Consider the following 22,533-nt stretch of genomic DNA (forward strand, 5'->3'; position numbering starts at 1 on the left):
CCTCTGTATGAGACACCGGCTAGCAGTTGGAGCGCAACCGCGATAGGGATCGATGCTATGGCCTGGTCAGAACGACACGTGGAATTCGAGCATTATGCGGCTGCGCGGAGTCCTGTCGCCGTTTGGCGATGAGAATTCAATGCGATCGCTGCCGTCTTGCTGCACTTCCAGCAGCAGTCGCGCGCTGTAGCTGATCTCCCAGCGCGCGCCGACGCGATAGTGCCGCTCTTCGGCGCCCGAAGCAGCCATGCCCCAATACGGCGTCAACAAGCCCGAACGGGTCTCGAATCCATAGCCCATGTTCGACTCGAATCGCAGTTGCGGACGATGCCATTGCGAATAACCCAACTGACCCATGTTGGCCGCTGCGCCGAAGATGCCTGCAGCACCGCCCATACCGCCTTGCGCCGGGGCGCCGATGTTGAGCATGTCCGCCGCACCATAGACAGTAGATACATCCAAATTCATGCCCACGTTCGGCTGACCGGGATCAAAGTGCAGTTGCAGATCCACGCCCCACTCCTCGGAATCGATGTCCGAAGCGGTCAACACTCGTGCCCGGCCGTCCAGAGTCAATCCGTTAGTACCGCGCCAGCCAATTCCGATGCCAAGCTCCACAGCCGTGTCGTCCTGGCTGTCGTCCCCATCACTGCGCAAACCGGCCTCAAGCGACAAATCAAGCATATTGCCGTTGCCGACTACTCGCGCGTGGCTCGCCTCCAGACCGGCCCGCAGACGATGGCTCGATAGCGTCATGCTCTCCATAGCGCCGGTAAAGGAAGAACCGATTGCCTGGTTGCCCGCCAGATCCATCTGTAGGCCGGCGACTTCCGCGCGGCCGCGCAGCGAGTACTGGCCACCACCGGACACCGAGCCAGCGCTCCACAATTCGCGCCCTATGCCGCCAGCCAGAGACAGCATGTCCACGTCGCTCTCCTGCCTAGCAGTAAGACCTCCCTGCTCGTGAATCTCTATCTGCCCCTCGTCATAACCGGCCATTGCCCACAACTGCCAGGCGCGGTCAGACGACACCCAGCCAATGTAGGGATGTATGCCCGGCATCTTGATGTCGTACTGTCCGCCGTGGCTCAAGCCACTTCCGGACGCCGTGCCATTCCAATCGAAAGCGCCCTGTGAATACTGCAAGGCAAGACCCAGCAGCAGATAGTCCTGGATCTGCATGTCCGCGCCCAGGCGGGCGCCATACAGGTCTCCGTCCCAGCTAAGACCCGCGCCGGAGCCACTCAGATTGTCGTAGCTGCCCGCGCCCCAGAAACCCCAGGTATTGCCGGCAGCAGTGCCCTGCTGCAACGAGAAGGCGGAATTGCCGAGCGTGCGGCTCAACATTGAGCGCAGAACATCAGTAGCGCCCATGCCGCCGGCGCTGCCCCTGCCGTTCATGCCGCTGTTCATGTTGTCCATGCCGCCCATGCCGCCGCCCATGCTGCTCATGCCCATGCCGCCAAGGACGCCGCTCATACCGCCGCCACTGCTGCTCATGGCGGTCATGCCGCTCGATGAGGCCATTCCACCTGCTCCGTTGGTGCCGTTCATGCCAACGGAAGCGAATCCTCCGCCAACACCGCGTCCGCCAAAGCCCGGTTCAGACACGCCACCCGCCTGCATGGATTCACGACCCGGCAGACCGGCGTTCGAAAGTGTCCCACCAGCACCCAGCGGACCCGACAGCCGACCGTATTGACCCTCTGCGTGCAAGCCACCGGCGCCAATGCTCTCCGCACTGTTGTTGAAGCGGTAACTACCCAGATTGGCCACAAAACTGCTCTGTTGCGCTGGCAGCGGCTGACCAACCAGGTCAAGACGGTTCCGCACCGCCGTGATCGATCCATCCAGTATGGTCTGACCAAGACGCGGAAGTATCGCTTCGTTCAGATCCCGATACAGCCGTGAAGCGTCAGTCACCGCCATCGGCGTAGCGCGCGCTGCGTCAGACCAGGCGCCATCGCCAACCGCGTTGCTTGCCAACACCCGCACTTCGTAAGTGGTGCCGTTGGAGAGTCCGTCAATGTTGAAACTGGTGCTGGAGGCACCCAACTCGACGCTGTCCATGGGGCCAGGCTCCGGCCACGCGCCATCGCCTGCCTTCCACTGCACGGTGTAACCGGTGATCGCGCTACCGCCATCATCCGCCGGAGCCGACCACGTCACCGCGATGCGCTGGTCGCCCGCTTCCAGCGTCGGCGCCGCCGGAGCCGAAGGCACAGTCGCCGTGTCGGCCTCGTCGGTCACTCGCACGGCTACCTCGACCCCCACGCCGTTGCCGTCGGCATCGGTCGCCGTCAACGTGTACTCGTAGGTGTTGTCGGCATCGGCATCCGCCGCATTCTCAAAATCCTGCGCGGGCAGCGACACCGTTACGCCATCGTTGCTCTCGTTCGACAGGCTGAACAACGCCGCGTCCGCACCCGAGAGTGACCAATTGACATCGCCGACCGGTGTGCCTTCAAGCGTCGCCGCAGCGCTGTATTCGGTGTTTTCCGCCGTGTCGGCATCGGCCACGCCGCTCAGGGTCAGCACAGCGGCCACCCTGATATTGAAGCTCAAGCTTGCCGTGTCGCCATCGACATCGGTTGCCGTCCAGGTGTAGCTCGCCGCGGCCTGGGCTACTGTCGGCGTGCCGCTGATGGTCCTCGTGTCCTCATCCAGCATCAGACCAGCCGGCAGTGCGGGTTCAATGCTGTAGCTGAGTGCGCCATCGCCACCCGTTGCCAACGGCAGCGTCAAGGTGTCAATCGCCGTGTTCTGCGTGAAATCCTGGTCGGCGATGGTTTCGTCGCCAAAGCTCGGCATCAGGTCCACAACTTCGGCTTCCACCGTGATGTTGAAAGTAAGCGTGGCCGTGTCGCCGTCTCGATCGGTCGCGGTGTAGGTGTACTCCGTTTGCGCCAATGCCTCGGTCGGCGTACCACTGATCCGCCGGGTTGCCGCGTCGAAGCTCAGGCCCGCCGGCAGGTCCGGGCTGAGTGTGTAGCTCAAGCTGCCGTCGCCGCTGCGCGCCGAGGGCAGAGTCAGATCATCAATCGATACATTCTGCTTATGCGTCTGATCCGCAATTGCCCGATTATTGAAGGTCGGCGTCCGATCTACGGGGCCGCTGCCGCTACCGGAAGCCGCCGGCGTTGCGGTTGGGGTGCTCGAGGCGTCACTGTTGCCGGCGCCGTTAACCGCCCGAATCTCGAAGGCGTATTGCGTGCCGTTGGTCAGACCGGTCACTGTGTGGGTGGTGGTGGTGGCGCCGCTGCCGGCGATGTCCGCCCAGGTCGCGCTGTCGGGCACGGTGGCGCCGGCGCCGTAGCGGAGTTGGTACCTGGTGATGCTGGAATCATTCGGGTTGTTCCAACTCAAGGTGACCCGTGTGTCGCCCGCTGCCGCAGTCAAGTTGGTGGGCGCGTTCGGCGTGCCTAACACCGTGATATCGAAAGTATCCGAGACTTGGCCGTTGTTGCCGTCGTTCGCGGTCACCTGCACCGAGAGCGTTCCTTCATCCGCCGTCTGCGGCGTACCGGTGAAGGTTCGCGTGGCGGCGGTGAAGCTCAACCAGGTCGGCAGCGCGGCGCCGTCGGATTGTTGCGCGGTGTAGGTCAAGGTGTCGTTGTCCACGTCCGCGAAGGTGTCCGCCGGGAAGGCGTAGCTGAAGGCGCTGGCCACGATCGCGGTCTGGTCCGGAATCGCGTTTGTCACGGTCGGCGCGTCGTTCACGGCGGCGACGTCGATGGTCATGGTGTAGGACGCCGTGCTGTCGGCTTCGCCGTCGTTTACCGAGAACCGGAAGGTCGCGTAGGGGTCGCCGTTGGCGTTGGCCGCTGGCGTGAACGTCAGGTTGTCGCCGTCGATGTCGGCGGCGGTGATCACCTGGCCCTGGGTCACGTCGGCGCCGCTCAGTTGCAGGGCGCCCGCGGTTTCGAGACCGGTGATCTTGACGCTGGCGAGGGTGTCGCCGGTGTCGGCGTCGCTGAAGTTGAAGTCGGCGGCGTCGAAGGTGTAGGCGGTGTCCTCGTCCGTGGTGACGGTGTCGTCGGAAGCCGTCGGCGGGGTGTTGGTCGGGCCGGGGTCCGAAGTCACGGTCAAGGTGAAGGTGTCGCTGACGCTGCCGCCGTTGCCGTCGGCCGCGGTGACGGTGATCACCGAGGTGCCCGCCGCCACGCCGTTCAGCGTGATCGTGTTCGCGTCGTTGTCCACCGTCACCGTCGCCGCGGTCTCGGTGGCGGAAGTGGCCGAGTAGGTCAGCGTGTCGCCGTCAACGTCGTTGAACACTTCGCTGCCAGATGTCTCGAGCGCTACGGTCAGATTCGAGCCGGCGGCCACCGTACGCGCGCCGATGGCGTTGGCCACGGTGGGCGCGTCGTTCACCGGCGTGACGTCGATGGTCATCGTGTAGGACGCCGTGCTGTCGTCGGTGCCGTCGTTGACGCTGAACTGGAACGTTGCGTAGGGGTCGCCGTTGGCGTTGGCGGCCGGGGTGAAGGTCAGGTTGTCGGCGTCGATGTCGGCGGCGGTGATCACCTGGTCCTGGGTCACGTCGGCGCCGCTGAGTTGCAGGGCGCCGGCGGTTTCAAGGCCGGTGATCTTGACGCTGGAAAGCGTGTCGCCGCTGTCCACGTCGCTGAAGTTGAAATCGGCGGCGTCAAACGTGTAGGCGGTGTCCTCATCCGTGGTGACGGTGTTGTCCGAAGCCGTCGGCGGGGTGTTGGTCGGCGGCGCGGCCGTCACCGTCAGCGTAAACGTGTCGTTCACCGTTCCGCCGTTGCCGTCGGCCGCGGTGACGGTGATCTCCGAACTGCCCGCCGCAACGCCGCTGAGCGTGATCGTGTTCGCGTCGTTGTCCACGGTCACCGTCGCGGCGGTCTCGGTGGCGGACGTGGCCGAATAGGTCAGCGTGTCGCCGTCAACGTCGTTGAACACTTCGCTGCCGTCGGTCTCCAGCGCCACGGTCAGGTTCGAGCCAGCAGCCACCGTACGCGCGCCAATGGCGTTGGCCACGGTCGGCACGTCGTTCACGGCGGTGACGTCGATGGTCATGGTGTAGGACGCCGTGCTGTCGGAATCGCCGTCGTTGACGCTGAACCGGAAGCTGGCGTAGGGGTCGCCGTTGGCGTTGGCCGCTGGCGTGAACGTCAGGTTGTCGGCGTCGATGTCGGCGGCGGTGACCACCTGGTCCTGGGTCACGTCAGCGCCGCTCAGTTGCAGGGCGCCGGCGGTTTCAAGGCCGGTGATCTTGACGCTGGCGAGCGTGGCGCCGGTGTCGGTGTCGCTGAAGTTGAAGTCGGCGGCGTCGAAGGTGTAAGCGGTGTCTTCATCCGTGGTGACGGTGTTGTCCGCGGCGGTCGGCGGCTTGTTGGTCGCCGGCGCGGCCGTCACCGTCAGCGTGAAGGTGTCGTTCACCGTGCCGCCGTTGCCGTCGGCCGCGGTCACGGTGATCTCCGAGGTGCCAACCGCCACGCCGTTCAGCGTGATCGTGTCGGCGTCGTTGTCCACGGTCACCGTCGCGGCGGTCTCGGTGGCGGAAGTGGCCGAATAGGTCAGCGTGTCGCCGTCGACGTCGTTGAACACTTCGCTGCCGTCGGTCTCCAGCGCCACGGTCAGGTTCGAGCCAGCAGCCACCGAACGGGCGCCGATAGCGTTGGCCACGGTCGGCGCGTCGTTCACCGCCGTTACATCAATCGTCATCGTGTAGGACGACGTGCTGTCGTCGGTGCCGTCGTTGACGCTGAATTGGAAGGTCGCGTAGGGGTCGCCGTTGGCGTTGGCCGCCGGGGTGAAGGTCAGATTGTCGGCGTCGATGTCGGCGGCGGTGACCATCTGGTCCAAGGTCACGTCGGCGCCGCTCAGTTGCAGGGCGCCGGCGGTTTCCAGGCCGGTGAACTTGACGCTGGCGAGGGTGTCGCCGGTATCGGCGTCGCTGAAGTTGAAGTCCGCCGCGTCAAAGGTGTAGGCAGTGTCCTCGTCGGTGGTGATCGTGTTGTCCGCGGCGGTCGGCGGGGTGTTCGAAGGCATCGCCGTCACCTCGGCCGAGGCCGCGCCCTCGCCGCTTGCGTTCACCGCGCGGATCTGGAACGCGTGCTCGGTGCCATTGGTCAGGCCCGTCACCTCGTGCCGCACGGTCGTGGCGCCGCTGTCAGGAATGTCCGCCCAAGTGGCGGTGGTCGGCACGCTGGAGCCGGCGCCGTAGCGCAATTGGTACTTGGTGATGCTGTCGTTGCCCGGGTCCGTCCAGGTCAGCGTCGCCTTGGCGTTGCCCGCCGCCGCCGCCAGGCCCACCGGTGTGGACGGCTTCGCCAATGGCGTTGCGGAGACGGTGTTCGAGGCGTCGCTGTAGCCGGAGGCGTTCACCGCGCGGATCTCGAAGGCGTACGCTTTGTCGTTGGTCAATCCCATCACCGTATGGGTGGTGGTCGTGGCGCCGCTGCCAGTGATGTCCGCCCAGGTCGCGCTGCTCGGCACCGTCTGGCCCTCGCCGTGGCGCACCTGGTACTTGGTGATGCTGGTGTCGCCCGGGTCGCTCCAGGTCAGTTCAACCTGCGTGTCGCCAGCCGCCGCGGCCAGACCGGTGGGCGCGCTCGGCAGCGTGCCCGGCGCCGCGGTGGTGAAAACGATCTTCTGATTGCCGACTGTGTGTTCGACGCGGAAGTCATCGTCCAGCAAGCCGTCGAGCGTGCCCGTGAACGTCGCCACCCCGTCCGAAATCTCGTAGATGTATCCACTCAGATTGGCAGCGTCCAATTGCAGGAAATTGTCGGATGTCTCGAAACGGATGTGGAAATTGGCACTGTAGCCCATCAACTGGCTGAGACTGCTGGAGCCTTCATAGGAACCTCTGCCGGTGGTCACGAAACTCGGCAGCGATGCGTAGGTCCTGACCGTTATGTCGTTGGGCGGGTGAATCGCCCAGATGTTGGAAGCGTCCGATTCCGTAGCGTCAATTTTGATGGATTGTTGGCCGCCCGGCACAATTCCCGAAGTTTCAGTGAAATCGAAGCCCCGGAGATCCACGCTGCCCGAGGCGGCGATGGTCACGGTGGCGCCGTCGTCGGAGAAGGTGTAGGTTAGCGTGCGCGCCATGACCGGCGTGCCCCTGATGGTGGCGGCGGTGCCGGCGCCGGCGGCGTTGACCGCGCGGATCTCGAATGCGTAGCGGGTGCCGTTGGTGAGGCCGGTGACGTCGTGACGGGTGGTGCCGGCGCCGCTGCCGGTGATGTCCGTCCAGATCGTTTCTTCGGGGACGAATGCGGCGGCGGCGTGACGCACCTGGTACTTGGTGATGGTGGCATCGCCCGGGTTCGTCCATGACAGAGTCACTTTGGCGCCGGTCCCAAGCGAGGTCAGACCCGTGGGTGCGTCCGGCAGCGCCAAGACGGTGATGTCGAACGTCAGGCTGGCCGTGTCGCCGTCCGCGTCGGTGGCGGTGTAGGTGTACGCCGTGGTCGCCTGGCCCGTGGTCGGCGTGCCGGACAGGGTTCGGTTCGCTGCGTCGAAGGCCAAGCCATCCGGGGCATCCGGGCTCAGGCTGTACGTCAGCGTACCGTCGCCGCCGGTGGCCTGGGGCAGGTTCAGCGTCGTGATCTGCGTGTTCTGGACGTAGCTCTGGTCGGCCACCGTGGCCGTGCCGAAGTCCGGCATCAAGTCGGCGACGGGCGTCGCCGTCGCCGGGTCGGAGGCAGTGCCTGGGCCGCCCGCATTCACGGCGCGGACCTGGAAGACGTATTCCGTGCCGTTGGTGAGTTCGGTCACGGTGTGGCTGGTGGTGGAGGCCACGCTGCCGTCGATGTCCGTCCACAGGCCGTCGTCGCCGTCGGAGAAGCTCGTGCCCGCCTTGTGACGCGACTGGTACTTGGTTATGCCGCTGTCGCCCGGATCGGTCCAGGCCAGCACCGCCTGCGTGTCGCCTGAGGTGGCCGTGAACCCCGCCGGTGCGGCCGCCGCCGCGATGACGGTAACCTTGAAGCTGTCGGACCCCTCGGCGCCAAAGAGGTCCGCTACAGTCACTCTAATGACATCTTCGCCAGGCGTGTGGGCAATCACGTCAAAGCCTGAATCTATGCTCCATGTGTTGATGCTATTGCCGTTGCTCGGGGAGCGCAGTTGCGAGCGTATATCGTCACCCTCGTCATCGACGAACATGTCCGTCAAGTTGACCGTCAATGTGTTGCCGACCGCCAGGGTCTGGTCCGGATAGGGCGGGCTCTTGGCCTTTGGGGCGGTGTTGCTCGTCGTCACGACGGCGGATGTCGAGACCGACAGTCCGTAGGGATCCGTCCCCGTCACGGTCAGTGTCGTCCGCTCCACGGGCCCCGTCGCCCTGTAGCTTAGATATTGCGAGTCAGGATTAGCCTCACTGAATCCGGGTTCCTCGAAACGCACGTCGAGATTGGCTTGCGGCGGGTTCGCCGTCCAGGTGAAGGTCAGTTCGTCGCCGTCCGGGTCTGAGAAACTTGGGCTAAATCCTTTCGTCAACCTAGTACTACGGTAACGAGAGGGCAGAACTACTCCGTCGCTTCCGAATACGGTGCCTCGAAACACCGGTGCCCGATTGTTGGCGCGCGGCAACATCGTGAGGGTCTCGGAGGCCGGCCCGGCGCCAGCGGCGTTCACCGCCCGGATCTGGAAGGCCCAGGTGGTGCCGTTGGTCAGCCCGGAGACGGTATGGGTGGTGGTGGCCGCGCCGCTGTTGGCGATGTCCGTCCACAGGCTGTCGTCGCTGGGGGAGAAGCTCGTCCCCTCCTTGCGGCGAAGCTGATACCTGGTGATGGTGGCGTCGGAAGGATCGCTCCAGCTCAGCGTCACCTCGCCGTTGCCGCCCACCACTCGGAAGCCGCCCGGTTGCAACGGCGCGCCCAGCCGCAGCACCACCTCTGAAGCCGGGCCTGTGCCGCCGGCATTCACGGCGCGGACCTGGAAGACGTATTCCGTGCCGTTGGTGAGCCCGGTCACGGTGTGGCTGGTGGTGGAAGCGCCGCTGCCGGCAATGTCCGCCCACAGGCTGTCGTCGCCGTCGGAGAAGCTCGTGCCCGCCTTGTAGCGCAACTGGTACTTGGTGATGCCACTGTCGCCGGGATCGGTCCAAGTCAGGACCGCCTGCCCGTTGCCTGAGGTGGCTGTGAGCCCCGCCGGCGCGGCCGCCGCCGCGATGACGGTAACCTTGAAGCTGTCGGACCCCTCGGCGCCAAAGATGTCCCTTACAGTCACGCTAAAGACTTCTTCGCCAGGCGTGTGGGCAATCACTCTAATTGCTGCGCCTGAATCTATGGCCCTTGTGTCGATGTTATCGCCGTCGTCCGGGGAGCGCAGGAACAAGTGTAGATTGTCACCCTCGTCATCGACGAACATGTCCGTCAAGTTGACCGTCAATGTGTTGCCGACCGCCAGGGTTTGATCCGGATAGGGTGGACTCTTCGCCTTCGGGGTGGTGTTGCTCGTTGTCACGACGGCGGATGTCGAGACCGACAGTCCGTAGGGATCCGTCCCCGTCACGGTCATTGTCGTCCTCTCCACCGGTCCCGTCGATCTGAAGCGCAGATAGTGCGCGTCAGGATACTCATCACTGAATCCGGTCACAATCTGCACGTCGAGATTGGTTTGCTCCGGGTTCGCCGTCCAGGTGAAGGTCAGGTCGTCGCCGTCCGGGTCTGAGAATCTTGGGCTAAATCCTTTCGTCAACCTGACATTACGGTAACGAGAGCCCAGAACTTCTCCGTAGTTTCTGAATACGGTGCCTCGAAGCACCGGTGCCCGGTTGTTGGCGCGCGGCAACATCGTGAGGGTTTCGGAAGCCGGCCCGGCGCCAGCGGCGTTCACCGCCCGGATCTGGAAGGCCCAGGTGGCGCCGTTGGTCAGCCCGGTGACGTTATGGGTGGTGGTGGTCGGGCCGCTGTTGGCGATGTCGCTCCAGTTGTCGCTGTCGGAGAAGCTTGTTCCCACCTTGTGGCGAAGCTGATACCTGGTGAGGGTGGTATCGGAAGGAGGATCGTCCCAGCTCAGCGTAACCTGGGCGTTGCCGCCGACCACCCGGAAGCCGCTCGGTTGCAGCGGCGGGCCGGGCCGCATCACCACCTGCTCTGAAGCCGGGCCCGGCCCACCGGCATTCACCGCGCGAATCTCGAAGGCGTATTGAGTGCCGTTGGTGAGGCCCGTCACCATGTGGCTGGTGGTGCCGGCGCCGCTGCCGGCGATGTCGCCCCAGGTTGCGGTGGCCGGCACGGTGGCGCCCGCGCCGGAGCGGAGCTGGTATGTGGTGATGCTGGAGTCGTTGGGGTCGGTCCAGTTTAGCGTGACCGTAGTGTCGCCCGCGGTGGCGGCCAGGCCGGTGGCCGTGGCGGGCGGCACGGCGGGCGTGGCCGTGGCGGTTGCCGCGGCGCCGTTGCCGGCGGTGTTGGTGGCGCGCACTTCGAAGGTGTAGCCGGTGCCATTGGTCAGGCCGGTGGCGATGTAGCTGGTGGCTGTGCCGTCGCTGAGTCCCGTCCAGGTGTCCGTGGCGTCGTTGAAGGGCAGGTCGGCGGTGGCCTTCCAGCGCAGCTGCACGTCGCCGATCTCGCTGGCGTTGGTGGGCAGGGTCCAGCTCAAGCTGGCCTGGGCATTGCCGGCGGTGGCGCTGAATTCCGTCGGCGCGGCGGGAACGGCCAGTGCCGGGGTTGCGGTGACGGTGCCGGAGGCGCTGCTGTTGCCGCGGGCGTTCACGGCCCGAATCTCGAAGGCGTACCCTGTGGCGTTGGTCAGGCCGGCGACGGTGTGGCTGGTGGTGCCGGCGCCGCTGCTGTCGATGTCCGCCCAGGTAGCAGTGGCGGGCACGGTGGAACCCGCGCCGTGGCGCACCTGGTACTTAGTGATGTTGCTGTCGTTCGGGTTGGTCCAAGCCAGGTCAACCTGGGCATCGCCCGCGGTTACGGCCAGGCCGGTTGGCGCGGCCGGCACCGTGGCCGGGTTCGCCGTCTGGAAAACGATCTTCTGGTTGCCCATGGCGAATTCGATGTCGAAGTCGTTGTCGCCCAGCGAGGATTGCAGGGTGCCATCGAAGGTCGCCGCGCCGTTCGTGATCTGGTAGATGTCGCCGGTGAAATTGGCGCTGTCCAACTGCAGCAGCTTGTAAAAGGTCGAGAACCGAACGTGGTAGTTCGAGCTGTAGTTGACCATGTTGGACAGTTCGTTGGTGCCACCGTAGGAACCCTCGCCGGTAGTCACGAAGTCCGGCAGCGCGTTGTAGCGCCGGATCGAGATGGAATTGTGCGGATGAATTCCCCAGATATCCGTATCGTCCATCCGAATGTTGGTGGTGTCCGACGGCACATCGTTTTGAACGAAATTGAAGCTGGTGGCATCCAGGCTGCCCGAGGCGGCGATGGTCACGGTGCTGCCGTCGTCGGAGAAGGTGTAGGTCAGCGTGCGTGCCTGGGCAATGGTGATGTTGAACGCAAGGCTGGCCGTGTCCCCGTCGGCGTCGGTGACGGTGTAGGTGTAGGCCGTCGCGCTTTGGACGGTGTTGGGCGTGCCGGTGAGCGTGCGGTTGGTGGCGTCAAATGCCAGGCCCGACGGAGCGTTCGGGGTCAGGCTGTAGGTCAGCGGGACGTCGCCGCCGGTGGCTTCAGGCAGCGTCAGCGTGGCTATCGCCGTGCCCTGGCCGTATCTCTGGTCGGCAATGGTCTGGGTGCCGAAGCTGGGCACGGCACTGACCGGCGTCGCGGTGACGGTGCCCGAGGCGTCGCTTTCACCGCCGGAATTGACCGCGCGAATCTCGAAGGCGTATTGGGTGCCGTTGGTCAGGCCCGTCACTTCGTGGCGGGTGGTGGCGGCGCCGCTGCCGGCGATGTCACCCCAGGCCGCGCTGTCTGGCACGGTGGCGCCTTGGCCGTAGCGCAGCTGGTACTTGCTGATGGTGTTGTTCGAGGGGTCGGTCCAGTTCAGTGTGACTTTGCCGCTATCCGCCGTCGCCGCGAGGCCGGTGGGCGCGGCCGGCTTCGGGGGCGTTGCCTTGAAGATGATCTTCTGAATGCCAAACGCATGCTCGACGTGGAAGTCGTTGTCTCCCAAGGTGTCGAGCAGGGTGCCCGTGAACGTCGCAGTGGCGTTCGTGACTTGATAAACGTGTTGACTGTTGAAGCGGCCTGCGTCCAACCGCAGATAGGTACTGCCAGCACTGAGCCGGACGTGCAAATCGGTACTGTAGTTCCTCCCGGCCAAGCTCAGATTGGACGTGCCCGTGTAGGAGTCGCTGCCGGTGGTCACCAAGTTCACGTTGTTATAGCGTCTGGCAGCGTTGAAGCCGGGCGGCTCAACCGACCAGATGTTCCGATCGTTCAGCAGTAGGCTTTGAGCGCCGGCCACATTGTCGAATGGATCGTATGTGAATGCCGAGAGATCCAGGCTGCCCGAGGCGGTAATGGTTATGGTGCTGCCGTCATCGGTGAAGGTGTAGGTCAGGCTGCGCGCCTGGGGCGGCGCGGCCGGTGTTGCCGTCGCCGTGGCCGAGGCGTCGCTGTTGCCGCCGGCGTTGACGGCGCGGATTTCGAAGGCATATTGGGTGCCATTGGTGAGGCCGGTGACCATGTGGGTGGTGGTCTGGTCGTCACTGCCGCTGATGTCGCCCCAGGTGGCGCTGGCCGGCACGGTGGAGCCCGCGCCGTAGCGGAGCCGGTACTTGGTGATGCTGGTGTCCGAGGGGTCGTCCCAGGTCAGCGTGACTGTGGTGTTGCCCGCCGTCGCTGTCAGACCGGTGGGCGCGGCTGGAACGGCCAGCGCCGGCCTCGCATCCTGCGCCACCTGGGAAGAGCCTGCCCGGTTCTCCACTTCCACCACAAAGGTGTACAAGGTGCCGTTCGTCAGCCCCCCAACCTCATAGGTTGTTGCGTTCGTCGCCAGCTCAACCGTTGTCGCCTGGTTCGACGAGTTCTTCTCGTGGTAACGCACAGCTACCTTGTCAATCTCGCTGGTATTGTCCGGCAGCTCCCAATTCAGGGTGACCTTGCCGTCGCCGGGCGTCACGGTGAAGTTGCCCGGCGCGTCCGGCGCCGCCAGCAGAGGGGTGGCCGTCACCACGGCCGATGCGTCGCTGTTGCCGTGCGCGTTCACCGCGCGAATTTCGAACGCGTGCGCCGTGAAGTTGGTCAGCCCCGTGACCTTGTGGCTGGTGGTGCCGGCGCCGCTGCCGGTGATATCGCCCCAGGTGGCGCTGGCCGGGACGGTTGAGCCCGCGCCGTAGCGGACCTGGTACCTGGTGATGCTGGAGTCGTTCGGGTTGTTCCATCTCAGGGTGGCTTGCGCGTCGCCGGCGCTGGCGGCGAGATTGGCGGGCGTGGCCGGCGGCGATTGCGCGGCGGCGGTTTGCCATCCGCCGAACAGCAGCACCGCGCCAAACAGCAGTAGAGTGTTCAAGCGGGCAGCGGACAAGCGCCGCAAGACTCTCGAAGCATGCTTCGAAAATGCAAATTTCGCGAATTGTTTCAAGCTGGTCTCATGTCAGGCATTGAGGAACCTGCGGGCGTACCCTCCCCCCGCGAAAAAATATCGAATACAGGCCGATAGACCCTTTTCTTGAGGAGCATCCAAAGCCCACTCATCCTCACCCTATGAGCGAAGATAGCACAAATAAAACCTGAGCGTAAACGCCCTGTACCGGTTCACGACATATGGGACTGAGCGTGTTCGGCTGTCCTGTATTTTCGAAGGTATTGCATTGGTGTGAGCAAGTCCAGGGCGTAGTGAGGTCGGACATGGTTGTAGAAGTGCTGGTATTGTGCCAAGGCGGGTGCGGCGTCCTTGACGGTGAGTTGTCCGCTGTAGAGGTTCCAGAACTCGGTTTTTGAGCTGTCGTTGGCGCGTTCGACGACGCCGTTGAGCTGGGGGCTTTTGGGTGGCAGTACGGCGAGGGGGATTTGGAGCGTCTGGCAGGCGTCTTCGAACTCGGCGCGGAACTCGGCGCCGCCATCGACTTGCAGGGATTGCAGCGGACAGGGCAGTTCGTTTCGGACTGCTTGCAAGAAGCGCCGGGCGTTGTTGGCGGTAGCCCGGGAATACACGCGCACGACCAGTTGTTTGCTGACCGGGCAGACGGCCTTGAACTCTTTGAGCGTATCGCCGTCGCGCGACACACTCATGTGATCGATCTGCACCCACTCGCCGGGCTGAGCGGCCTTCACGCCGGGACGCCAGCGCTGGGCGTGTCCGTTGGCGAAGTTGCGCCTTCGCTTGGCCGTCACCCGCCCGCGGCAGAACGCGCACGGCGTGATCCGGCGCAGGCATACGCCCTTGACGAGGATCCGTCCAATGGTCGATTCCGACAGGAGGATTCCTTCGCGATCCAGCATCACCTTAAGGCGCCGCTTGCCCATGAACGGATAGTGCTTGCGCATCCGCCATACGGCCCATTCCTGGGCCCGCGTCCAGCGCGCGGGATGGGTGCGTCTCGGGCGGCGGCTTTTGGCTGCCAGCCCCTTCACGCCTTGAGAACGGTAGCGCGCCTGCCAGCGGTAATAGGTGGATCGGGACCAGCCGACCGCGCGCAGAGCCGCGGCCTCGCCGCACCCCTCTGCGCGTAACTCCCGATAGGTCTCGATCTTGCGTAAGCGCTCAAATGCATCGCCCGGCGTGGTATCGTCCATGCGCACACGTTTCATCCCCAGGGACTTGATTTGCATGGTTCGGCTCCTTTTTGTTTGTTCGAAAAACAAAGGCTAACCGAACCCGCGCCCCGGCGAGCGCCGGGGCGCACCTCTTTTCCTTGCGTCGCTACGCTCCCTGCGGAAAAGAGCTGCGCCGTTCCCGCCCCATCAGAGCAGAAACCACCCCTCCATCACTTCGGCACCAGTCCCACATGTGTCTGAACCCGGACACGCCCAGCCTTGTCCAATGAGACACGAGTATCCATGTTGTCAAAGCTCGATTCTGATTTGGGACTGACCGAGCAGGTGGCGCAGGCGCTTTGTGACCGGCGCCGCAAGGCTGGCTGCATCCACGACGCCGTATCCATCGTCCGGCAGCGTGGATACGGCGTCGTGCAACACTCAGGCCAGGGCTCACAGGTCGAATTTCACGCCCTGGGCCAGCGGCAGCGCGGCGGAATAGTTCACCGTGCTTGTTTGTCTGCGCATATAGCCTTGCCAGGCGTCCGAGCCGGCCTCGCGCCCGCCACCGGTTTCCTTCTCGCCGCCGAACGCGCCGCCGATTTCGGCGCCCGAAGGACCGATATTGACGTTGGCGATCCCGCAATCGGAGCCCGTGGCGGAGAGAAAGGTCTCTGCCTCGCGTACGTCCTGCGTGAAAATGCACGAAGACAAACCCTGAGGCACATCGTTATGCAGCGCGATCGCATCGTCGAAGGCGGCGTACTGCATGACGTAAAGGATGGGAGCGAAGGTTTCGGTGCGCACCGTGGGCGTCTGTTTCGGCATTTTGACGATGGCGGGGCGGACATAAGCCCCGCCCGCGGGAACGCCTGAGTCAACACTTTCACCGCCGCTTACCCTGCCCCCCTCGCTGCGCGCCTGATCAAGCGCTTTCATCATCGCCTTGCGCGCGTCATGGTCGATAAGCGGTCCGATCAGAACGTCTTCCCGGCGGGGGTCGCCGATGGCGAGCCCGGCATACGCTTGTGCAATCCTGGCAACAAGTTGGTCGGCAATGGATTCATGCACGATCAGGCGCCGCAATGACGTACAGCGCTGCCCCGCTGTGCCGACAGCCGAAAAAACAATCGCCCGCACTGCGAGTTCCAGGTCGGCCGAGGGCGCCACAACCATCGCATTGTTGCCGCCCAGTTCGAGTATGCAACGTCCGAAGCGCGCCGCGACCTTGGGCCCGACTGCCGCTCCCATGCGGGTGGAGCCGGTGGCGGACACGACGGGAACGCCCGGCGAAGACACCAGCGCGCCGCCTGCATCGGCGCCGCCCACAACCAACTGCGCCAGACCGTCCGGAGCATCATCGCCGAAACGCGCCAACGCGCGGCGCAGCAATCGCATGACGGCCATCGCGGTTAACGGGGTTTTCTCGGACGGTTTCCAGATCACGGGATTGCCGCACACCAAGGCCAGCGCTGCGTTCCATGACCAAACGGCAACCGGAAAGTTGAATGCTGATATAACGCCGCAGGGCCCCATCGGGTGCCAAGTCTCGCTCATTCTGTGTGCGGGGCGTTCCGAGGGCATGGTCTTGCCGTAGAGCTGGCGCGAAAGGCCGACGGCGAAGTCACAGATGTCGATCATCTCCTGCACTTCGCCCTGCCCTTCGGAAACGATCTTGCCCGCTTCCAGCGTCACCAACGCACCCAGCGCATCCTTGCTGGCGCGCAGTTCTTCGCCCAACAGCCGCACCAGCTCGCCGCGGCGGGGCGCCGGTATCTGGCGCCATACTCCGAAAGCCGCCTGCGATTTCGCCACGATCTCGGGAATCGCCTGCGTAGGTGTTTCGCGCAATTGCGCGACAACAGCGCCATCTATGGGCGAACGCGCCGCAAGCGTTCCGGCGTTCAACTCGCCGGCGCTCAGTCCGGCGGCTTCAAGAACCTCTGTATGAGACACCGGCTAGCAGTTGGAGCGCAACCGCGATTGAGATCGATGCTATGGCCTGGTCAGAACGACACGTGGAATTCGAGCATTATGCGGCTGCGCGGAGTCCTGTCGCCGTTTGGCGATGAGAATTCACTGCGGTCGCTGGCGTCGTACTGCACTTCCAGCAGCAGTCGCGCGCTGTAGCTGATCTCCCAGCGCGCGCCGACGCGATAGTGCCGCTCTTCGGCGCCTGAAGCAGCCATACCCCAATACGGCGTCAACAAGCCCGAACGGGTCTCGAATCCATAGCCCATGTTCGACTCGAAACGCAGTTGCGGACGACGCCATTGCGAATAACCCAACTGACCCATGTTGGCCGCTGCGCCGAAGATGCCTGCAGCACCGCCCATACCGCCTTGCGCCGGGGCGCCGATGTTGAGCATGTCCGCCGCACCATAGACAGTAGATACATCCAAATTCATGCCCACGTTCGGCTGACCGGGATCAAAGTGCAGTTGCAGATCCACGCCCCACTCCTCGGAATCGATGTCCGAAGCGGTCAACACCCGTGCCCGGCCGTCCAGAGTCAATCCGTTAGTACCGCGCCAGCCAATTCCGATGCCAAGCTCCACAGCCGTGTCGTCCTGGCTGTCGTCCCCATCACTGCGCAAACCGGCCTCAAGCGACAAATCAAGCATATTGCCGTTGCCGACTACTCGCGCGTGGCTCGCCTCCAGACCGGCCCGCAGACGATGGCTCGAAAGCGTCATGCTCTCCATAGCACCGGTAAAGGACGAACCGATTGCCTGGTTGCCCGCCAGATCCATCTGCAGGCCGGCGACTTCCGCGCGGCCGCGCAGCGAGTACTGGCCACCGTCGGACACCGAGCCAGCGCTCCACAATTCGCGCCCTATGCCGCCAGCCAGAGACAGCATGTCCACGTCGCTCTCCTGCCTACCGGTAAGACCTCCCTGCTCGTGAATCTCGATCTGCCCTTCGTCATACCCGGCCATTGCCCACAACTGCCAGGCGCGGTCAGACGACACCCAGCCAATGTAGGGATGTATGCCTGGCATCTCGATATCGTACTGTCCGCCGTGGCTCAAGCCGCTTCCGGATGCCGTGCCGTTCCAATCAATAGCGCCCTGCGAATATTGCAAGGCAACGCCCAGCAGCAGACAATCCTGGATCTGCACGTCCACGCCCAGGCGGGCGCCATACAGGTCTCCGTCCCAGCTAAGACCCGCGCCGGAGCCACTCAGATTGTCATAGCTGCCCGCGCCCCAGAAACCCCAGGTATTGCCGGCAGCAGTGCCCTGCTGCAACGAGAAGGCGGAATTGCCGAGCGTGCGGCTCAACATCAAGCGCATAACATCGGTCGCGCCCATGCCGCCGGCGCCGCCCCTGCCGTTCATGCCGCTGTCCATGCTGCCCATGTGGCCCATGCTGCCCATTCCCATACCGCCAAGGACGCCGCTCATGCCGCCGCCACTGCTGCTCATGGCGCTTATGCCACCCGCTTGGGCCATACCGCCTGCTCCGTTGGCGCCGTTCATGCCAACGGAAGCGAATCCTCCGCCAACACCGCGTCCGCCAAAGCCCGGTTCAGACACGCCACCCGCCTGCATGGATTCGCGACTCGGCAGACCGGCGTTCGAAAGTGTCCCACCAGCACCCAGCGGACCCGACAGCCGGCCGTATTGACCCTCTGCGCGCAAGCCACCGGCGCCAATGCTCTCCGCACTGTTGTTGAAGCGGTAACTACCCAGATTGGCCACAAAACTGCTCTGTTGCGCTGGCAGCGGCTGACCAACCAGGTCAAGACGGTTCCGCACCGCCGTGATCGATCCATCCAGTATGGTCTGACCAAGACGCGGAAGTATCGCTTCGTTCAGATCCCGATACAGCCGCGATGCGTCCGTCACCGCCATCGGCGTAGCGCGCGCTGCGTCAGACCAGGCGCCATCGCCAACCGCGTTGCTTGCCAACACCCGCACTTCGTAAGTGGTGCCGTTGGAGAGTCCGTCAATGTTGAAACTGGTGCTGGAGGCACCCAACTCGACGCTGTCCATGGGGCCAGGCTCCGGCCACGCGCCATCGCCTGCCTTCCACTGCACGGTGTAACCGGTGATCGCGCTACCGCCATCATCCGCCGGAGCCGACCACGTCACCGCGATGCGCTGGTCGCCCGCTTCCAGCGTCGGCGCCGCCGGAGCCGAAGGCACAGTCGCCGTGTCGGCCTCGTCGGTCACTCGCACGGCTACCTCGACCCCCACGCCGTTGCCGTCGGCATCGGTCGCCGTCAACGTGTACTCGTAGGTGTTGTCGGCATCGGCATCCGCCGCATTCTCGAAATCCTGCGCGGGCAGCGACACCGTTACGCCATCGTTGCTCTCGTTCGACAGGCTGAACAACGCCGCGTCCGCACCCGAGAGTGACCAATTGACATCGCCGACCGGTGTGCCTTCAAGCGTCGCCGCAGCGCTGTATTCGGTGTTTTCCGCCGTGTCGGCATCGGCCACGCCGCTCAGGGTCAGCACAGCGGCCACCCTGATATTGAAGCTCAAGCTTGCCGTGTCGCCATCGACATCGGTTGCCGTCCAGGTATAGCTCGCCGCGGCCTGGGCTACTGTCGGCGTGCCGCTGATGGTCCTCGTGTCCTCATCCAGCATCAGACCAGCCGGCAGTGCGGGTTCAATGCTGTAGCTGAGTGCGCCATCGCCACCCGTTGCCAACGGCAGCGTCAAGGTGTCAATCGCCGTGTTCTGCGTGAAATCCTGGTCGGCGATGGTTTCGTCGCCAAAGCTCGGCATCAGGTCCACAACTTCGGCTTCCACCGTGATGTTGAAAGTAAGCGTGGCCGTGTCGCCGTCTCGATCGGTCGCGGTGTAGGTGTACTCCGTTTGCGCCAATGCCTCGGTCGGCGTACCACTGATCCGCCGGGTTGCCGCGTCGAAGCTCAGGCCCGCCGGCAGGTCCGGGCTGAGTGTGTAGCTCAAGCTGCCGTCGCCGCTGCGCGCTGAAGGCAGCGTCAGATCATCAATCGATACATTCTGCTTATACGTCTGATCCGCGATCGCCCGGCCATTGAAGGTCGGCGTCCGATCTACGGAGCCGCCGCCGCCGCCACCACCGCCGGTGTCCGCCGTGATCGTGATATTGAATGACAGGACTGCCGAGTCGCCGTCCGCGTCGGTCACCCTATAGGTGTAGGCCGTCGCCAGTTGCGTGCCCGAGGGCGTGCCGGTCAGCGTGCGATTGGCGGCGCTGAACACTAGGCCGTCCGGCGCGTCCGGGCTCAGGCTATAGGTCAGTGGGGCGTCACCGCCCACCGCCTGCGGCAGCGTCAGCGTGGCAATCGCCGTGTTCTGCACGTAGCTCTGGTTCGCCACCGTCCGCGTACCGAAGGTCGGCGCGTCCGGCGTTCCCACCACCGTGATATCGAAGGTATCCGAGATTTGGCTGTTATTGCCGTCGTTCGCCGTCACTTGCACCGAGAGCGTTCCTTCATCCGCCGCCTGCGGCGTGCCGGAGAAGGTTCGCGTGGCGGCGGTAAAGCTCAACCAGGTCGGCAGCGCGGTGCCGTCCGATTGTTGCGCGGTGTAGGTCAAAGTGTCGTTGTCCACGTCCGCGAAGGTGTTCGCCGGGAACGCGTAGCTGAACGCGTTGTCCACGATCGCGATCTGGTCCGGAATCGCGTTGGCCACGGTGGGCGCGTCGTTCACCGGCGTGACGTCGATGGTCATCGTGTAGGACGCCGCGCTGTCGTCGGTGCCGTCGTTGACGCTGAACCGGAAGGTTGCGTAGGGGTCGCCGTTGGCATTGGCGGCCGGGGTGAAGGTCAGGTTGTCGGCGTCGATGTTGGCGGTGGTGATCACCTGGTCCTGGGTCACGTCGGCGCCGCTGAGTTGCAGGGCGCCGGCGGTTTCAAGGCCGGTGATCTTGACGCTGGAAAGCGTGTCGCCGCTGTCCACGTCGCTGAAGTTGAAGTCGGCGGCGTCAAACGTGTAGGCGGTGTCCTCATCCGTGGTGACGGTGTTGTCGGAAGCCGTCGGCGGGGTGTTGGTCGGGCCGGGGCCCGAAGTCACGGTCAAGGTGAACGTGTCGCTGACGCTGCCGCCGTTGCCGTCGCTTGCCGTGACTGTGATCACCGAAGTGCCCGCCGCCACGCCGCTGAGCGTGATCGTGTTCGCGTCGTTGTCCACGGTCACCGTCGCCGCGGTCTCGGTGGCGGACGTGGCCGAGTAGGTCAGCGTGTCGCCGTCAACGTCGTTGAACACCTCGCTGCCGTCGGTCTCCAGCGCCACGGTCAGGTTCGAGCCGGCGGCCACCGAACGGGCGCCGATGGCGTTGGCCACGGTCGGCGCGTCGTTCACCGCCGTTACATCAATCGTCATCGTGTAGGACGCCGTGCTGTCGTCGGTGCCGTCGTTGACGCTAAACCGGAAGGTCGCGTAGGGGTCGCCGTTGGCGTTGGCGGCCGGGGTGAAGACCAGATTGTCGGCGTCGATGTTGGCGGCGGTGATCACCTGGTCCTGGGTCACGTCGGCGCCGCTGAGTTGCAGGGCGCCGGCGGTTTCGAGGCCGGTGATCTTGACGCTGGCGAGGGTGTCGCCGGAGTCGACGTCGCTGAAGTTGAAGTCGGCGGCGTCAAACGTGTAGGCCGTGTCCTCATCCGTGGTGACGGTGTTGTCGGAAGCCGTCGGCGGGGTATTGGTCGGGCCGGGGTCCGAGGTCACGGTCAAGGTGAAGGTGTCGCTGACGCTGCCGCCGTTGCCGTCGCTTGCCGTGACTGTGATCACCGAAGTGCCCGCCGCCACGCCGCTGAGCGTGATTGTGTTGGCGTCGTTGTCCACCGTAACCGTCGCCGCGGTCTCGGTGGCGGACGTGGCCGAGTAGGTCAGCGTGTCGCCGTCGACGTCGTTGAACACTTCGCTGCCGTCGGTTTCCAGCGCCACGGCCAGGTTCGAGCCGGCGGCCACCGAGCGGGCGCCGATGGCGTTGGCCACGGTGGGCGCGTCGTTCACGGCGGTGACGTCGATGGTCATGGTGTACGACGACGTGCTGTCGGCTTCGCCGTCGTTTACCGAGAACCGGAAGGTCGCGTAGGGGTCGCCGTTGGCGTTGGCGGCCGGGGTGAAGGTCAGGTTGTCGGCGTCGATGTTGGCGGCGGTGATGACCTGTTCACGGGTCACGTCGGCGCCGCTCAGTTGCAATGCGCCGGCGGTTTCGAGGCCGGTGATCTTGACGCTGGAAAGCGTGTCGCCGCTGTCCACGTCGCTGAAGTTGAAGTCGGCGGCGTCAAACGTGTAGGCCGTGTCTTCGTCCGTGGTGACCGTGTTGTCGGAAGCCGTCGGCGGGGTGTTGGTCGGGCCGGGGTCCGAAGTCACGGTCAAGGTGAAGGTGTCGCTAACGCTGCCGCCGTTGCCGTCGCTTGCCGTGACGGTGATCACCGAAGTGCCCGCCGCCACGCCGCTGAGCGTGATCGTGTTCGCGTCGTTGTCCACCGTAACCGTCGCCGCGGTCTCGGTGGCGGAAGTGGCCGAGTAGGTCAGCGTGTCGCCGTCGACGTCGTTGAACACTTCGCTGCCGTCGGTTTCCAGCGCCACGGCCAGGTTCGAGCCGGCGGCCACCGAGCGGGCGCCGATCGCGTTGGCCACGGTGGGCGCGTCGTTCACGGCGGTAACGTCGATGGTCATGGTGTACGGACGACGTGCTGTCGGCTTCGCCGTCGTTTGACCGAGAACCGGAAGGTCGCGTAGGGGTCGCCGTTGGCGTTGGCGGCCGGGGTGAAGGTCAGGCTGTCGGCGTCGATGTTGGCGGCGGTGATCACCTGGTCCAAGGTCACGTCGGCGCCGCTCAGTTGCAATGCGCCGGCGGTTTCGAGGCCGGTGATCTTGACGCTGGAAAGCGTGTCGCCGCTGTCCACGTCGCTGAAGTTGAAGTCGGCCGCGTCAAACGTGTAGGCGGTGTCCTCATCCGTGGTGACCGTGTTGTCGGAAGCCGTCGGCGGTGTGTTCACCGCGGACACCGGTGTCAC

General features: G+C 64.7%; 6 protein-coding genes. All 6 read right to left on the reverse strand.

Annotation, left to right across the window (positions count from 1 at the left end):
• Positions 1-66: 66 nt before the first annotated feature.
• Entirely contained in the window at positions 67-13,380 is a 13,314-nt protein-coding gene (locus ACWCOO_RS07910; protein WP_446830451.1) for a fibronectin type III domain-containing protein, read from the reverse strand.
• 245 nt (positions 13,381-13,625) lie between these two features.
• Positions 13,626-14,642, reverse strand: coding sequence for a helix-turn-helix domain-containing protein (locus ACWCOO_RS07915; RefSeq protein WP_446830049.1), 1,017 nt, complete (start codon positions 14,640-14,642; stop codon positions 13,626-13,628).
• A gap of 234 nt (positions 14,643-14,876) precedes the next feature.
• Positions 14,877-15,005 (reverse strand): hypothetical protein, encoded by a 129-nt coding sequence (locus ACWCOO_RS07920; protein ID WP_446830452.1) that lies wholly within the window; start codon positions 15,003-15,005, stop codon positions 14,877-14,879.
• Between the two features lie 15 nt (positions 15,006-15,020).
• The gene (amaB, locus tag ACWCOO_RS07925) at positions 15,021-16,490 is read right to left on the reverse strand and encodes an L-piperidine-6-carboxylate dehydrogenase (RefSeq protein ID WP_446832022.1); all 1,470 of its coding nucleotides are present in this window, start codon (positions 16,488-16,490) and stop codon (positions 15,021-15,023) included.
• Positions 16,491-16,573: 83 nt separating this feature from the next.
• Positions 16,574-22,192, reverse strand: coding sequence for a putative Ig domain-containing protein (locus tag ACWCOO_RS07930; RefSeq protein WP_446830453.1), 5,619 nt, complete (start codon positions 22,190-22,192; stop codon positions 16,574-16,576).
• Positions 22,189-22,533, reverse strand: a complete 345-nt coding sequence (locus ACWCOO_RS07935) for an Ig-like domain-containing protein (RefSeq protein ID WP_446830454.1) — start codon at positions 22,531-22,533, stop codon at positions 22,189-22,191. The genes ACWCOO_RS07930 and ACWCOO_RS07935 overlap by 4 nt, the downstream gene beginning before the upstream one ends.

It is taken from the genome of Candidatus Foliamicus sp., from assembly GCF_965221325.1.
In the GTDB taxonomy this organism is placed as follows: Bacteria; Pseudomonadota; Gammaproteobacteria; order Steroidobacterales; family Foliamicaceae; genus Foliamicus.

Bases quoted from the DNA above. Each gene is read 5' to 3' on its own strand.
- ACWCOO_RS07915 (WP_446830049.1), bottom strand. From the start codon at position 14,642: ATGCAAATCAAGTCCCTGGGGATGAAACGTGTGCGCATGGACGATACC.
- ACWCOO_RS07930 (WP_446830453.1), bottom strand. From the start codon at position 22,192: ATGACCATCGACGTTACCGCCGTGAACGACGCGCCCACCGTGGCCAAC.